At 51.9% G+C, this 13,808-nt stretch carries 16 protein-coding genes; 6 read left to right on the top strand and 10 right to left on the bottom strand.

Annotation, left to right across the window (positions count from 1 at the left end; translation table 11 throughout):
- Positions 1-121 precede the first annotated feature (121 nt).
- The 3 genes from L9059_RS02260 to L9059_RS02270 all read left to right on the top strand — a co-directional run bounded on the left by L9059_RS02260 (position 122) and on the right by L9059_RS02270 (position 2,649).
- Complete coding sequence (locus L9059_RS02260) at positions 122-430, top strand: M20/M25/M40 family metallo-hydrolase (protein ID WP_345894255.1); 309 nt, start codon at positions 122-124, stop codon at positions 428-430.
- Positions 431-979: 549 nt separating this feature from the next.
- Positions 980-2,212, top strand: coding sequence for a diaminopropionate ammonia-lyase (locus tag L9059_RS02265; protein ID WP_247286851.1), 1,233 nt, complete (start codon positions 980-982; stop codon positions 2,210-2,212).
- A gap of 209 nt (positions 2,213-2,421) precedes the next feature.
- Positions 2,422-2,649 (top strand): AbrB/MazE/SpoVT family DNA-binding domain-containing protein, encoded by a 228-nt coding sequence (locus L9059_RS02270; protein ID WP_247288252.1) that lies wholly within the window; start codon positions 2,422-2,424, stop codon positions 2,647-2,649.
- A 513-nt stretch (positions 2,650-3,162) separates the two neighbouring features.
- On the opposite strand, the gene L9059_RS02275 is transcribed toward L9059_RS02270, so the two are convergent.
- The 3 genes from L9059_RS02275 to L9059_RS02285 form a co-directional block, all read right to left on the bottom strand.
- The gene (locus tag L9059_RS02275) at positions 3,163-3,432 is read right to left on the bottom strand and encodes a hypothetical protein (RefSeq protein ID WP_247286853.1); all 270 of its coding nucleotides are present in this window, start codon (positions 3,430-3,432) and stop codon (positions 3,163-3,165) included.
- 37 nt (positions 3,433-3,469) lie between these two features.
- Positions 3,470-3,613 carry a hypothetical protein gene (locus L9059_RS02280; RefSeq protein WP_247286854.1) on the bottom strand — a complete coding sequence of 48 codons (144 nt, stop codon included), beginning with the start codon at positions 3,611-3,613 and terminating at the stop codon, positions 3,470-3,472.
- Positions 3,614-3,765: 152 nt separating this feature from the next.
- Positions 3,766-4,650 (bottom strand): LysR substrate-binding domain-containing protein, encoded by an 885-nt coding sequence (locus tag L9059_RS02285; RefSeq protein ID WP_247286856.1) that lies wholly within the window; start codon positions 4,648-4,650, stop codon positions 3,766-3,768.
- 121 nt (positions 4,651-4,771) lie between these two features.
- Here L9059_RS02285 and L9059_RS02290 point away from each other — a divergent pair, with 121 nt between their 5' ends.
- The 3 genes from L9059_RS02290 to L9059_RS02300 are packed head-to-tail and all read left to right on the top strand — an operon-like array spanning position 4,772 to position 6,323.
- The gene (locus L9059_RS02290) at positions 4,772-5,020 is read left to right on the top strand and encodes a hypothetical protein (protein WP_247286859.1); all 249 of its coding nucleotides are present in this window, start codon (positions 4,772-4,774) and stop codon (positions 5,018-5,020) included.
- A complete protein-coding gene (locus L9059_RS02295; protein WP_247286862.1) occupies positions 5,017-5,418 on the top strand; it encodes a hypothetical protein in 402 nt (133 codons plus the stop codon). Before L9059_RS02290 ends, L9059_RS02295 begins: the two co-directional genes overlap by 4 nt.
- A gap of 14 nt (positions 5,419-5,432) precedes the next feature.
- Positions 5,433-6,323 carry a DMT family transporter gene (locus L9059_RS02300; protein ID WP_247286863.1) on the top strand — a complete coding sequence of 297 codons (891 nt, stop codon included), beginning with the start codon at positions 5,433-5,435 and terminating at the stop codon, positions 6,321-6,323.
- Between the two features lie 162 nt (positions 6,324-6,485).
- Here the strand turns inward: L9059_RS02300 and L9059_RS02305 are convergent, their stop codons facing one another.
- The 7 genes from L9059_RS02305 to L9059_RS02335 all read right to left on the bottom strand — a co-directional run bounded on the left by L9059_RS02305 (position 6,486) and on the right by L9059_RS02335 (position 13,807).
- Positions 6,486-6,851 (bottom strand): histone-like nucleoid-structuring protein, MvaT/MvaU family, encoded by a 366-nt coding sequence (locus L9059_RS02305; protein ID WP_247286865.1) that lies wholly within the window; start codon positions 6,849-6,851, stop codon positions 6,486-6,488.
- A gap of 149 nt (positions 6,852-7,000) precedes the next feature.
- On the bottom strand, positions 7,001-8,419 hold the full coding sequence (locus L9059_RS02310; RefSeq protein WP_247286867.1) for an aldehyde dehydrogenase family protein: 1,419 nt from the start codon (positions 8,417-8,419) through the stop codon (positions 7,001-7,003).
- A 12-nt stretch (positions 8,420-8,431) separates the two neighbouring features.
- Positions 8,432-9,472 carry a homoserine dehydrogenase gene (locus L9059_RS02315; protein ID WP_247286869.1) on the bottom strand — a complete coding sequence of 347 codons (1,041 nt, stop codon included), beginning with the start codon at positions 9,470-9,472 and terminating at the stop codon, positions 8,432-8,434.
- A 114-nt stretch (positions 9,473-9,586) separates the two neighbouring features.
- Positions 9,587-10,024 (bottom strand): Lrp/AsnC family transcriptional regulator, encoded by a 438-nt coding sequence (locus tag L9059_RS02320; protein ID WP_020797502.1) that lies wholly within the window; start codon positions 10,022-10,024, stop codon positions 9,587-9,589.
- Complete coding sequence (gene thrC / locus L9059_RS02325; RefSeq protein WP_247286871.1) at positions 10,021-11,409, bottom strand: threonine synthase; 1,389 nt, start codon at positions 11,407-11,409, stop codon at positions 10,021-10,023. Before thrC ends, L9059_RS02320 begins: the two co-directional genes overlap by 4 nt.
- Positions 11,410-11,428: 19 nt before the next feature.
- The gene (locus tag L9059_RS02330; protein WP_064679922.1) at positions 11,429-12,319 is read right to left on the bottom strand and encodes a LysR substrate-binding domain-containing protein; all 891 of its coding nucleotides are present in this window, start codon (positions 12,317-12,319) and stop codon (positions 11,429-11,431) included.
- A gap of 51 nt (positions 12,320-12,370) precedes the next feature.
- The gene (locus L9059_RS02335; RefSeq protein ID WP_247286873.1) at positions 12,371-13,807 is read right to left on the bottom strand and encodes an amino acid permease; all 1,437 of its coding nucleotides are present in this window, start codon (positions 13,805-13,807) and stop codon (positions 12,371-12,373) included.
- Between the last annotated feature and the right edge of the window lies 1 nt (position 13,808).

Genomic DNA, 13,808 nt, shown 5'->3' on the forward strand with positions numbered 1-13,808 from the left:
CTCGGCTTGCTTGAGAATGGCCATGATTTGGCTGTCTGAAAAACGTGATCTCTTCACGCAAAATTTCCTTGATCCGATTAGGAGAAAATTCTACTTCTGGTGAGTATTTTTTTCAGGGGGGATTACCTACACGCACGAATTTGCGCCAACCGTGAACTGGGAACAGTGCACGCCGATTGCAGTTGAAGCCGCGACAAAAATTGTGGGTGCTGACAAGGTGAATGCTGAAGTACATCCGATGATGATCTCGGAAGACTTTGGTGCCTTTCTGCGAGTCGTGCCAGGCAATTTCGTATTCATCGGCAACGGTGAATCCAACGCGACAGGCGGAATCCCTCTTCATAACTCGAAGTACGATTTCAACGATGATGTACTGACTACCGGTGCACGTTATTTCGCCGAAGTGGTACGCACCGGTCTTGCGCGCTAAGCATTGAGTAAGAAGCCCGCGTGCTACCTCCCCCGCGACGATGAAAAAAGCAGGGGTTCAGAGCAGCATTTCTGAACCCCACACAACCCCTGCCATGTTCCGCGCACTTTCCTAACCTCTTTCGCTGCTAGAAAAAGGTTAGGGATCGAGTGAAGAAAAGTGAAAGACCGCCGCGTGCCTTATTTCATCAGTCTCCCGCGCCACCTGCAGCGACAATGAACTGAACAGAATTGATTAAAACCTGATGATTCAAGAACAAAGTTGCGTTTTCACAACCAATTACAAAATAGAAATGAGAAACCCGCGAGATATCATTTCACCAGCTAGATGGAATGAGACTGTGTCTTGCGGGATAGGAGGCAAGGCAATGCCTCACCTTGAAATGCTTTGAGAACTTAAAAATGCAATTAAGTGGTGACTTTACGAACCTCTATCCCAGAATTTTCGGACTAATGCAGCCCGTGGAACTGATCTTCCAGTAATCCTCCAGCGCCACTGTTCTGCCTATAGGAGCAGAGGTACCCTTTTGCCAAAAATTTGGAGCAATCAATGCTTATCGCTAACGAAAACGCAACTCACAAAGCCTATCCGAACGTGCTTCAACAGATCCTGAGCATCGAGAAAGCAGCCGAAAGTCGCAGTTGGCTTTCTCAGTGGGACGGAATAAACCCGGGCGCCACCCCCTTGGTAAAATTGCCGGCGTTGGCCACCGCCCTAGGGGTGGGTGAGCTTTGGGTAAAAGACGAATCAGCTCGCTCCGAACTTGGCAGCTTTAAGGCACTGGGTGCGCCAATCGCACTGGTACGCTTGATCCTGCGTGTGTTCCCAGAGCAACGCTTTGAAGCTAATAGCCTGTTGTCTGGCGAATACAGACAAGCGCTCGCGGATTTCACGGTGATTAGCGCGACGGATGGTAACCATGGACGGGGCCTGGCTGCTGCTGCCAAAAGCATCGGCTGTCGTTGCGTTATCGTTCTTCACGCCAATGTGAGCATTGAGCGTGAAGAGGCGATTGCTGCTTATGGTGCCGAGATCGTGCGTATTGCGGGCAACTACGATGAATCGGTTGAGAAAGCGGCCTCTATCGCGGTTGAGAACGAGTGGACTGTAGTTTCGGACACTTCCTACGAGGGCTATGAAGAAATCCCCCGTGACGTAATGCAAGGGTACGGCACCATTGCAGCAGAAATCGTTGAGCAAACGCCTCAGGCAGGCCCTAACGAATCAGCCTTCACGCATGTTTTCCTTCAGGGCGGCGTAGGTGGTCTTGCAGCAGGTATCGCAAGCTACTTCTGGGAGGTTTACGGCGCCCAACGTCCAGCCTTCATCATGGTTGAACCTCAACAGGCTGACTGTTTGTACCAGAGCGCTCTCAGCGGCGATGCCGCAAAGTCGGAGGGTTCTGTGGACTCGGTCATGGCCGGTCTTGCCTGTGGCGAAACCTCGCCTTTGGCTTGGAAGTTTCTGAAGGAAAGCGTTGATCACTTCATGACTATTGAAGACGGCGCGGCTGTCGACGCAATGCGCATTCTCGCGTCAGGCAAGAACCAGGACATCCCACTGGTAGCCGGCGAATCCGCTGTTGCCGGCCTTGCGGGCCTCATCCAAATCCTCAAATCCCCAATCCTTGCAGCCGACGTAAGCATCGATGCCAATTCTCGCATTCTGCTTATCAGCACCGAGGGCGCTACAGCTCCGTCGGTATACGCCGAGCTCGTTGGAGAGACAGCAGAAGTTGTACTGCACCGCCAAAAAGCCTGGCACTCGCGCGACGTTGCCTGATCCTCTAACGGAATACGTGACTTCTCGAATGGTGAGGGGCCTATCTCAATTCTACGGATTCGACTATAAGCGCGAGCCGGAGGACGGAGGTGCTACTAGCCTTAAGCTTGATGATTATCCGGATCTAAACACGTGCCACTGAGAATCTACAGGCGGGAACGGCTTGCCGGCTCATAGCAATGGAGACCACACGTGAAAAAAAGCCACCTATGAGAATCTTGATAGAAGAATGGGATGGTGACGGTGCAATTCGAATTCCCGATGAGGCGTTGCAGGAGCTGGAGCTTGATGTTGGCGACTCGCTGTATTTGATAGAGGAATTTGTCGGCAACACGCGATGCCTTGTCTTATCAAAAAAGCCTCAGATCGCGGATCGAATAGGCGAGCTCACTGAAGCCTGGAATAGCGAACAGCGCGGCAGCCTCGAAGACAAATGAGGAAACCATAATATGCTTCGCTGAACCAGTACATCAGGCTGAACTTCAGAGTCCTCCGCCAAGTCGAAAACGCATACCTGGACACATCACCTGAAGGCGCGAGATCGAGCCGGGCTTAAGCCCGAAGGAGCGACCTCTACATTGACGTCACTTCACACCACAGCTTAGCTATGGCTGCCATGCGGAATGAACGCGAATCGAATCGCCATATCCTGTGGGGTTATGTGATTGCAGCTAGAGCCCGAACGCCAGTTTCAGTTCACTCGGTTGCGCCCGCTGCGCTTGGCTAGATAGAGCGCATCATCTTAAGCGCTCCATAAACCCCACCTGCACATGAAGCGCCGATTCAAGGATGCTGAGCTCCCATTTCTCGCTCGGATCGACCGATCCGCCGGACGATCTGTTAGTCGTTACGTGTCTGTTCAAGACGCTTATCAAGCTCGCTTGGCGGCAAGTTCGGCGTCGAGTGAAGCGTCAGCCAGACGGCCCGCAGAATGTTGATCGCGGCCATGTTCAGGTGTTGTTCGCGGCGTGCAGGGCCAGTTCGGCTGCCAGGCGCTTGTCGGCAGCACTGAGGTGCGCCGTTTTGTGGGTCATGTCCGCATCGACGTTGGCCAACAGCCCCTGGAGTTCCTGCACCGCCTGATCCGATGCCTGACGCATGTCCGCCAGTAGGCGGCTGGCTTCGGCAGGCGTCATGGCCAAGGCGCGGACGCTGCGAAAAGTCAGGCGGGCGGGCAAGGTGGCCAAACTGAAACCCGTCGAAATTAACTTGCCAATCATGCGAACAACTCCTGTAAACGAGTGTTTCAGCAGCGTATCAGAGTAAATCGCAAAAAAATGTCTGCTCATCGCTTGCCAGAATCAACTCTTCGCCTCTTTTTGGCATCAAGCTGTTGCCGCTGACCGAAAACTGACCCAGTAAAGGCTGTTCTGCCGACTGAAAACTGACCCAGGTGTTCAACTGCTTCTGCTCGCTTTCCGAGCTAGCCTCACAGTACACCCTATACCTAAATATGGAGTCCGTTCGCTTTGCCTTCCCCAAGCACGAAGGCGGACAGCTGAATTATTGCTCCGCTCACAGGTAAATCCAAAAAGCGGCGAATTTTTTTTACATCAAGTCGCGCACGCACGCTTGGTTGAACAGATAACATGGCCCACACTCAGTGATTGAAAATAGCTCCTCGATATATCCGCAAATAAACTTGAGAGTGAGCCTTTCGATTTATCATGATAGGCAAGCGAAATATCTAAATTACCTATTAGTGGAAAGCCTTCAGACTCTCCCAACACACGAAGCTCGTCATGAACAGTGCTCAACAACACAGCAGATACATAACAGCCAGACGACAAGGCCGCGAGAATCCCCGCATGGCTTGTACTATGATAACTTATCCGGTACGCCTTTTTGACTCGATTTAAAGCGTTTAATATTAAGTCTCTATCTCCGCAGCCCTTAGTAAAAAGCGCTAGAGGGACAGGATTTTTTTCAACAATTTTGCTCTCGTAAGTGCAAACCCATTTCAGGGGTTCTGAGTGAAGGAGTTCCGACGGCACGCTCGACGGGCATCCCTGCGTCAGCACAACATCAAGCTCGCCAGCTTCATAGCTCTGCCAAATTTGACTGCTGTATCCGCAATGCACCTCGATTTCAATATCAGGAAAGCGGTCTGCACAACACTTTATAATTTCCGAGAAGTAGTTAGATGCGTAAGTATCAGACGTCCCAACTCTAACTACACCCTTGTAAGATTTATCAGTTAATTTTGCTACTGCTTGATCATTAACTTCCAAAATTTTTATTGCATAAGCAAGCATGCTATCGCCATGAGCAGTCAGCTCCAGCATTCGCTTACCTCTAACAAAAAGATCTGAACCTAGATGGCCTTCAAGTTTTTGTATCTGCTGACTGATAGCAGATTGGACGCGGCATAACTTCTGGGATGCCTTGGAAAAACTTTTAAGCTCGGCAACGGTGACAAATGCACGTAGCTGATTCATGTCCAAATTCATTTTGATAGTCCATCATCACATCCCGAGATAGGGCGCATCATAATTATTAACGCGTAGATAGTCAATCTATGACTTACTATTGCAGCCTAAATTAACAGGGAGTCAAATGATGGCGTCGAAGATTATCGGAAAAATCAACATCAGCGCTTACGACTTAGAAACTGACGTTAAATATCTTAACTCGGTCACTAAGCAGCCTGAAGAATATGATGAGTTTGGCCAAGGGTATTGGAAAAATCTTTCTGTTTATAACGCAAGCGGCGACGCATCGGACACTCAATACAGGAATACCGATAAATGCTTTCCTACTGAACATGCGAAACTTTGTCCGGGCATCCAAAATCTGGTGCAGCTGTGAATTTCGGACTGAAAAGCCGTATGTTTCTCTGCTTGGACTTCATGCATGAGGGCGAGTTTGAATATACCGATATTTTTGTTGCCCCTTCCTCGCTTGACCCCTATCGCAACTCCTTCCATATAAAACGCGAACCCTTCTCAGACATCAATAAAAAAGAGGTAATCGCCGCGACCTCAAAAATTATCAATCGCTTTACTTTCAAAGATATAATATTCGCTCTTTCCAAATATCATTTCATTTATGATTTGCCAGTATCATCTTGCTACGACTGGATAATTAGTGCCGCAGAGCAGGCAAACAATGGCGAAATCATTAAAAAGGCTAAATCTTTGCGTCGATATCTTATTGAGAAAAGAGACATGGGTGAGCGCTACACAACAAACGACTGGAACGTGTAATCTGGAGCTTCGCTATGAACACTTTAGAAAAATATTCACCATTACTATTTCTCTTAATGTGGAGTAGCGGAGCCATATTCGTCAAGCTAGGGCTTGAGGATGCGTCTGTTTCCGTATTCCTCACTATACGCTCCGTAGGTGCTAGTTTGGCGCTGCTTATCGTATGCGCCTTAATTGCAGGCGAGCGCGGATTAAAAGAGACATTGCTACTGCCAAAACGCTTGCTGCTACAAGCAATACTGATTGGTGTCTTGTTGCAAGTAGGCTATCAGACGGCTTACTTTTTAGCCCTCAACTACAAATTAACTCCAGGGGTTCTTGCAATAATTTTAGGCCTTCAACCAATTTTAACCCCGATATTCGCGAATGAAAAAATTGGCAAAATAGGATATTTTTATTTACTTCTTGGATTGACAGGTTTGACAATCGCTATTTTTGGGGCGCGCGACCTTGGTGCCGTAACCATGCTTGGACTGTTCTTCGGCCTGATATCTGTCATAGCTATAAGCGCCGGTTCAGTTATGCAGAAGAAGTCCGTAATCGATCCTGTTATCGCAGCTTTCTACCAAGCTCTGACCGCATCTTGCATTTTTCTATTACTACTCCCTTTCACCGAGATAAAACTTAACTTAACTCCTACATTTATAGTTTCAGCCACATGGATGACGATTGCAGTATCAACATTGGCCGTATTACTTTTATTCCGTATGTTAGCGAAAAACTCAGCAAGCAAGGTCGGCGTACTTTTCTACATGGTTCCAGTAATCACAATACTTTTGGACTACCTCACATTCGGAAATAAAGTCACTTGGATTACTATCATGGGAGCTTTATTAGTGATCGTAGCAGTAAAAGGCTTCGGAAAAGTCCAGCTTACCCCGGTCGTTCTCACATCTAAGGCTTAGAGCAACCACATAGTACAACTGATGCGAAAAACAGCTTGATGCGGGCGACCTCTCCTTTATTCATCTCGGCCCGCCCTTCGTTTTGCCGGAGAACTCAAAAGATCGACTCTCAATGATCTCCAAAAAAAGGGCCCAAAAGGCCCTTTTGTACTCAAACCAAAATCACTTGGCCAGCCAAGACTCTACGGTGTCGGAGCCGTATTTCGCTTTCCATTCCTTCAGCGTTCGGTGGCTGCCGCCTTTGGTTTCTACGACTTCGCCGGACTCAGGATTTTTGTAGACCTTCACCTGGCGAGGCTTGCGGGTGCTGCTCTGCGACTCAGCAGCGGGGGCACGACGACCAGACTTGGGATCAAGTAGGTTGACGATGTCTCTCAAGCTGTAGCCATACTTGGCAAGTAGAGCGCGCAGCTTCGTTTCGAATTCAATTTCTTCCTTGAGGCCAGCGTCACCTTTGAGGGTTTCGAGCGCCTGGAGCTGCTCTGCTAGGTGTTTTTCGAGCTGACGAAACTCTGCGAGCTTGGACATGGTTAACCTCGTAAACGATTGCTTAAAAGCATCGGACGTGCACCTCAGTGTAAGTTCGCGCGACCCGCTACTATTTTTATCAACGAGGACATCGGGCGTTGGGAGAAAGCGTCCACCCGATGTACGTCGACGACAATTACTTCGTAGGCTTAACCCACGTCGCTGATACAGACCACTTTGGGCTGCGTCATATCCTCATACGCAAACCGAACACCTTCGCGCCCAAGACTTCCGTACTTAAAACCACCGAAAGGCATGGCATCGAAACGATAATCGGAAGAATCATTGATCATCACACCACCCGCTTCGATTTGACGCGCTAGTTTCAAAGCCTTGGAAATATCACGTGTGAAAAGACCAGCATGCAAGCTGTACTCCGTTGCGTTGGCCAGAGCAACAGCGTCATCCAGATGGTCAAAAGGCTCCAGAATAACCACCGGAGCGAAGACTTCCTGCTGCCAAATCGTACTGCTATGCCTCACACGCTCAAGCACGGTCGGCGCATAGCTTCCCACTTGGCGATGGTGCCCACATAGAAGGACGGCACCTTCGGCCAGTGCTTCATTTACCAATTGTTCGGTACGACGGGCCGATTGTTCCGTAATCATCGGGCCTACATCCGTTGCTCGCTCGTCAGGATCGCCCACCACCAATGCGCGCGTTTGACTGACAAAACGCTCACGGAAATCCTCATAAATTGAGCTATGTATAAGGATGCGTTGCGTGCCGATGCAATTCTGCCCTGCCGCCCAGAAGGCACCCGACACACAGGACTCCACGGTCGGTTCGATATCACAATCTTCAAGCACAAGAACCGGGGCATTTCCTCCCAGATCCATTGCTAGCTTCTTCAACCCAGCACTACGAGCAATGGCCTCACCCGTGGCAAAACCACCCGTAAAGGAAATCATCCGAACTTCGCGAACCTCCACCAACGCTTTACCCAAGTCGACACCACCTGTAGCCGGGGTAATCACAGAGGGTGGAAGACCCGCTTTCACCAGGCATTCAACGAGCTTGAGAGCAGACAACGGCGCGAGTTCCGAGGGTTTCAGAATCACGGCATTGCCACCGGCGATTGCCGGGCCGAGTTTATGGGCGACCAAATTCAGCGGATCGTTGTAGGGAGTGATCGCGACGATAAGCCCCAACGGTTCGCGCGTGAACCAGCCTTGACGCGATTCCGATCCTTCGTAAGCCCCAAATGGAATCACTTCCCCGGCGTTACGACGCGCCTCCTCCGCCGATAGTTTCAACGTGTTCACGCAACGCTTCACTTCCTTCTCTGCTTGTCGCAGCGTTTTCCCCGCCTCTGCAACAATCAGTTTGGCAAATGCATCAGACTCAAGCTCCACACACCGGGCGGTGTCCTCAAGAATGCGCGCACGCAGGTGACGAGGCATTGCCGCACTCTCGCGCACGCCGATTCGCGCACGCTCCAGCAAGCCAGGAACTGCGGCAGCATCGAGGCAAGGAACGCTCCCTACCAAGTGACCATCGAATGGACTGAACACATCAATCTGTTTGGCTTCAACAAGCTGGATACTGGCGCTGCTGGATACGCTCATGACTAGCTCCTGTTATTTGCCGTGGGCGGTGTGGATGGCGACGATGTCCGACAGCAATGCGAAGGCCGTCTCGATACGCCCTGCCCCAGGCCCGGACACCGTGACAGCGCCCAACAGTTCGGTATTGAATGACACTGCGTTCGTGGCGCCTACGATACCTGCCAGAGGATGCGAGTTCGGCAGCAGACGCGCCTCGACACTCGCTCGAACCGAGCCATCTGCCTCACGATCGGCTGAGCCGATCAGTTTCCAGCTCGCGCCGTTGGCACTGGCCTGGGCAATATCTTGCGCGCTGATATTGCTGATACCCGAACACATCACATCGCTGACATTCAATCGTGCATTGAGCAGTTCGTTGGCCAGGATGACTACCTTGAGGCGTACGTCAAACCCTTCCACATCGGCGGTTGGATCTGCCTCGGCGTAGCCGAGCTGTTGCGCTTGTGCGACGGCATCGTTGAACGTCAGGCCGTCTTTCATTTGGGTGAGCACGTAATTGGAAGTACCGTTCAGGATGCCTTCGAAGCCTTGTACGTTGGCACCCGCCAAGGCCTGCCTGGCCAGACGAATCACCGGGGTGCCACTCATCACCGCTCCCTCGTATTCGAAAGCCACCTGGTTGCGACGGGCCAACGCCTTGAGCTCGGCACCGTGCAGCGCAATAGGCCCCTTATTGGTGGTCACTACATGAATGCCACTTTCCAATGCCCAACGGCAAAAGGTAGTAGCGGGCTCGCCATCCACCGGATTGGTGAAAGTGGCCTCCGCGATGATGTCTGCACCGGAATGCTTGATCACGGTTTCGTTGAAGGCCTCAGCATTGCCACCGGGCAACTTAGCGAATGCGCCTTTCTCAACGGGCAGTGCGACCAACTGCTTTGCATCCAGACCGTCTTTGGCAACGATCGAGCCGAGGAACAGATCGGTGACACCGACAATTTTGACCGTGAAGCCCAGGGACTCTTTCCACTCGGCATTACGATCGGCGACCAATTGGGCGAAGCCACGATTTACGCCACCAAACCCTACCAAGGCAATTTTGTACTCAGTCATAAAAGCTGTTCCTTTATTGATGTTGTTCGATAGGAACATCCTAAGAGCCGGGCTTTGGCAGTTGAATATGGCAGTTTGCTGTATTAGTTGGGCGTTTTGCCCAAGCACGATCTTTTAAAACACCGCAGAAAGGACGAACGATGTCACGGTGTTTTCCACCCCTGACATGGCCGCGATTTCCTTCCACACGAGATGGACACGTTCAGGTGTGGCGGCATTCACGCGCAGCATTAAATCGAACTCACCACTGAGTACTTCACATTGCACGACTTCGGGAATGGAGCGCAGCGCAGCCAGTACTTCTTCGCCACGCATGCGGTCGTAGCGGTAGACGAAGATCACCGCGCTGATAAGCGACGTAGGCCGCCGGGACTCACCGAGAAGTACCGTATAGCCCTGGATCGCACCGTCGCGCTCAAGACGCTCGATGCGCTGGCGCACAGCATTGCGCGACAAGTTGATCTTGGCACCCAGTTCGATATGGGCTATTCGCGCATTAGCGGTAAGTTCGGCCAGTATGCGCTCGTCCAGCGGATCCAGAATGCGCTTCATGAAAGCCTCTGCTCCGCCACACGAAGAGACTTGCACAGCCCCTCCAGATCGTCCTTGGCCAGGTAAGGTGGTTGCGCGCGCACCTCGACAGTGCTCGGAACGTTTGCTTGCCACACGCCCAGCTCTGCCAACAGCGCCGCCGACTTGGCCGGCGCAATTTGCCCGAAGGTGACCATTGGCGCCCCCAGACTGCGTCGATGAAGCCGGCCGGCCAGTACTCCGACAGCGGTGTGAGGATCGATGGCCGAGCCTGTCTCTCGGAATAGTTCGACCACCTCATCGCGCACCTGGGATTCGTCTACCGCATAGGAATCGAAGAGTACTCGGGCACGCAGCCATTGCTGATTGCCGATGCTCATTTCTCCGCAACTTTCAAAATGCTCCATCAGCGCTTTTGTTGAGCAGCCATCGTGCTCGTAAATCTCCCAAATAAACCGCTCCAGGTTGGAATACAACGAGAAGTCCATCCCCGGCGACACTGTTCGATCGGTCACCCGGGTGGAGTAGCGATTGCAATGAAAAAACTGGTGCAGGGCATCATTGCTGTTGGTGGAAATGATCACCTGATTGATGGGTAATCCCATTTTCTGCGCAATATAGCCTGCGTAGATCTCGGCCGAGCTGGCAGCTGGAACACTGAAGCCAACGGGACGCGAGCCACCGCCCAGTTGCAAGGCCGCGTGGAAGTAAAAAACAATCTGGGCAAGGACGCCGATCCAATTGGTCGAGTTGAAACAGACTGGCATCACTCCGTCCAACGGCCACTCACGCAAGAGTCGGGAGACCAGTGTCTGACAATCATCGAAATTTCCGTCAACCGCAAACAGCTGAACCCGCTGCGGGTCGGCTGCCTGCAAGGCACTGAGTTGCTCAGGCGCAAGCCCGTCGCGCGGATAAAGTATCGCCATGCGGGCGGCCGGGCAGTTAGCAAAGGCTTCAAGCGCAGCGAGTCCGGTATCACCATTAGTTGCACCGACCACCAACGCTTCTTTACCAACCTCCCCCAGAAAATGCTCGACCAGGCGCGCCTGCAATTGCGCGGCGAAATCTTTGGAAGAACGGGTCGGGCCATGAAACAGCTGGAGTATCCACTCGTTATGCCCGATCTGCTCAAGCGGTGTAATAGCGCGGTGCTTGAATTGTTGATAGCTGTCACTGAGCAAGCCACGCAGGATGCTTTCGTCCATTGACGAGCCAACAAAGGGCGAGATTATCCGCCATACCAACTCATCAAACGGCAGCCATGACCAGCTGGTAATTTGTTTCTCAGTGAATACTGGCAAACTGGTCGGGACATACAGGCCTCCATTTTCGGCGAGCCCCGACAGAACCACACTGCGAAAATCCGCCCGCATGTTACCGCCACGTGTGCTTACATAATCCATGACCACTCCCCAATCGGTATTACAGAAGGCGATGGGCTTGAGCCACCAGCCAGGTAGAAAAATTTGCGGCATCTGGCGATAGCGCTTCGGCCTGTTCGTGTACCAGATAAAAAGATTCGCTAGCCTCAATTCGGTGACTGAATGGCGCAACCAATTGCCCACTGTTAAGCAAATCCTCGACCACGGAAGAGCGTGCCAGCGCAACGCCCTGCCCCAATTCGGCCATGCGGATCGTGGAGATCAGCGTGTCAAACTGAAGGCCACGGGAATAGTCGACGTCGTCTGCTCCTACTCGCTTCAACCAGTAACCCCAACCTTCTTCGTAACCCAACACGTGAAGCAGGGAATGGTTCATCAAGTCGCGAGGCTCATGTATGGGTGAGTTGGCCATGAGCGTCGGGGAGCAAACAGGCTGAAGGATGTCCCAGGTCAATCGCTGAGCGTGCAAGCCCGACCACTCACCGCATCCCCAGCGAATCTCCAAGTCGTCCTCGCCATCCGGTTCTTTCACCCAGATATTGCTGATATATCGAATATCGATCTGCGGATACTCTCGACAAAAATCCGCGAGCCGTGGGGCCAACCAGTAGTGAAGAAAGGAAAGGCTGCCACGCACCTTCAAATGTCTTCGATTGTGCTGGCCGAAAATCTCGTTTGTGCCGACTGCAAGGCGACTGATCGCGTCTTGTACGACAGGCAGGTACGACTGTCCTTCCTCGGTCAAGCCAAGCCCTCGAGGCAAGCGCTTGAACAGCGCCACCCCGAGGTGACTTTCCAACTGACGGATCTGCTGACTCACAGCCCCTTGAGTCAAATGGAGTTCTTCTGCCGCGTGGGTAAAGTTCAAATAACGCGCCGATACTTCGAATGCCCTCAACCAATTCAAGGGTGGTAGTGATTTTTGACTCATCGGCGCAACCTCATCAGGGCTTTATCTTTGCTCAATCATTGCCTGATAACTTCACGCGGTGCCAGAGGAATGAACAGCGGCGGCTAAAGCCAACCGCTCTGCCCTCTTGTTGCGAGTGATCCAGTAAACGAAATAACACCACGCGATAAAGGGAAGGCCGAAGTAAAGCGCCACTCTCTGCTCAGGATCAAAAGCGATACCCACACAGGCCAGCAGACAACACAACATTGCACCGATAGGCACCCATGGATAGCCACGTACACGGAAATGTAGGTCTTCAACTCGTCCGCCATTAGCGACGTATTGACGACGGAACGCGATCTGGCTTGCAGCAATGCTCATCCACACGACTACGACCGCCAGACCGGAAATGGACACCAAGGCCAAGTAAACCGTATCAGGGGCAAACACACTGCTGAGCAGAGAAGCCACTGCACCCGCCATACTAAGAACGATGGCGTTCACCGGTGTGCCCCGACTGGAGAGCCTGGCGTAGCGCTTAGGCATATGTCCTTGATCGCTCAATGTCCACAGCATGCGCGATGCTGCATACAGTCCCGAGTTAGCGGCGGAAATCAGTGCCGTGAGAATGACGAAATTCATAATGTCGGCAGAGTATGGGATGCCAATCAACTCAAACACCATGACGAACGGACTTTCTACGAGCCCCGCTTGTTCTCGTGGCAGTAACGTCGCAAGGACGAAAATTGTCCCCACGAAGAACAGAGCCAAACGTACCACTGTCGTGCGGATTGCCTTGGGCACGCTAGTTTGTGGATCTTGCGCTTCACCTGCCGCAATTCCGATCAGCTCAGTTCCGGAAAATGCGAAGGAAACAGCTAGGAGGGTCATTGCAATGGGTAAGAACCCGGTGGGGAAAAGCCCCTCACGTGTGAAGTTGGAAAGTCCCGCACCCTGCAAATTCTGTACTTGAAAAAGACCGAAAATTGCCGCTCCGCCGATCACAATGAACGTGATAACGGTCAGAACCTTAATCAGCGAAAGCCAAAATTCAGTTTCCGCAAACAAACGAACAGAGACAACATTGCTTAAGAAGACTGCAATGGCAAACAGCGCACTCCAAATCCAGACCGGTGTGTCAGGAAACCACCGAACCATCAGTATGCCCGCAGCTGTAAATTCTGAACCGATAGCTACTGCCCAAGTGAGCCAGTAAAGCCAGGCCACTGTATAGCCTGTGCCTGGGCCCAGGTATCGCGTGGCGTAGCTACTGAACGAACCGGTTTCTGGCATCTGAACAGCCAACTCACCGAGACAGACCATGACTAAATACACCATCACTGCACCGATCATGTAAGCGATCACTGCACCGAGTGGCCCTGCCTGATTAACCGTGTAACCGGAAGTAAGGAATAACCCCGTACCGATCACACCGCCCAACGCCAACATAACGATGTGGCGGGTTTGCATTTCCTTTTTGAAATGCGAACTTGGATCGGGCTGATTATCTTCTATCTGTGTGGTCATA

This window comes from Pseudomonas violetae, assembly GCF_023072615.1.
In the GTDB taxonomy this organism is placed as follows: Bacteria; Pseudomonadota; Gammaproteobacteria; order Pseudomonadales; family Pseudomonadaceae; genus Aquipseudomonas; species Aquipseudomonas violetae.

Coding starts and splice junctions, on each gene's coding strand:
- L9059_RS02285 (WP_247286856.1), bottom strand. CDS start 4,650: ATGAATCAGCTACGTGCATTTGTCACCGTTGCCGAGCTTAAAAGTTTT.
- L9059_RS02300 (WP_247286863.1), top strand. CDS start 5,433: ATGAACACTTTAGAAAAATATTCACCATTACTATTTCTCTTAATGTGG.
- L9059_RS02305 (WP_247286865.1), bottom strand. CDS start 6,851: ATGTCCAAGCTCGCAGAGTTTCGTCAGCTCGAAAAACACCTAGCAGAG.
- L9059_RS02290 (WP_247286859.1), top strand. CDS start 4,772: ATGGCGTCGAAGATTATCGGAAAAATCAACATCAGCGCTTACGACTTA.
- L9059_RS02310 (WP_247286867.1), bottom strand. CDS start 8,419: ATGAGCGTATCCAGCAGCGCCAGTATCCAGCTTGTTGAAGCCAAACAG.
- L9059_RS02330 (WP_064679922.1), bottom strand. CDS start 12,319: ATGAGTCAAAAATCACTACCACCCTTGAATTGGTTGAGGGCATTCGAA.
- thrC (WP_247286871.1), bottom strand. CDS start 11,409: ATGGATTATGTAAGCACACGTGGCGGTAACATGCGGGCGGATTTTCGC.
- L9059_RS02275 (WP_247286853.1), bottom strand. CDS start 3,432: ATGATTGGCAAGTTAATTTCGACGGGTTTCAGTTTGGCCACCTTGCCC.
- L9059_RS02320 (WP_020797502.1), bottom strand. CDS start 10,024: ATGAAGCGCATTCTGGATCCGCTGGACGAGCGCATACTGGCCGAACTT.
- L9059_RS02270 (WP_247288252.1), top strand. CDS start 2,422: ATGAGAATCTTGATAGAAGAATGGGATGGTGACGGTGCAATTCGAATT.
- L9059_RS02265 (WP_247286851.1), top strand. CDS start 980: ATGCTTATCGCTAACGAAAACGCAACTCACAAAGCCTATCCGAACGTG.
- L9059_RS02335 (WP_247286873.1), bottom strand. CDS start 13,807: ATGACCACACAGATAGAAGATAATCAGCCCGATCCAAGTTCGCATTTC.
- L9059_RS02315 (WP_247286869.1), bottom strand. CDS start 9,472: ATGACTGAGTACAAAATTGCCTTGGTAGGGTTTGGTGGCGTAAATCGT.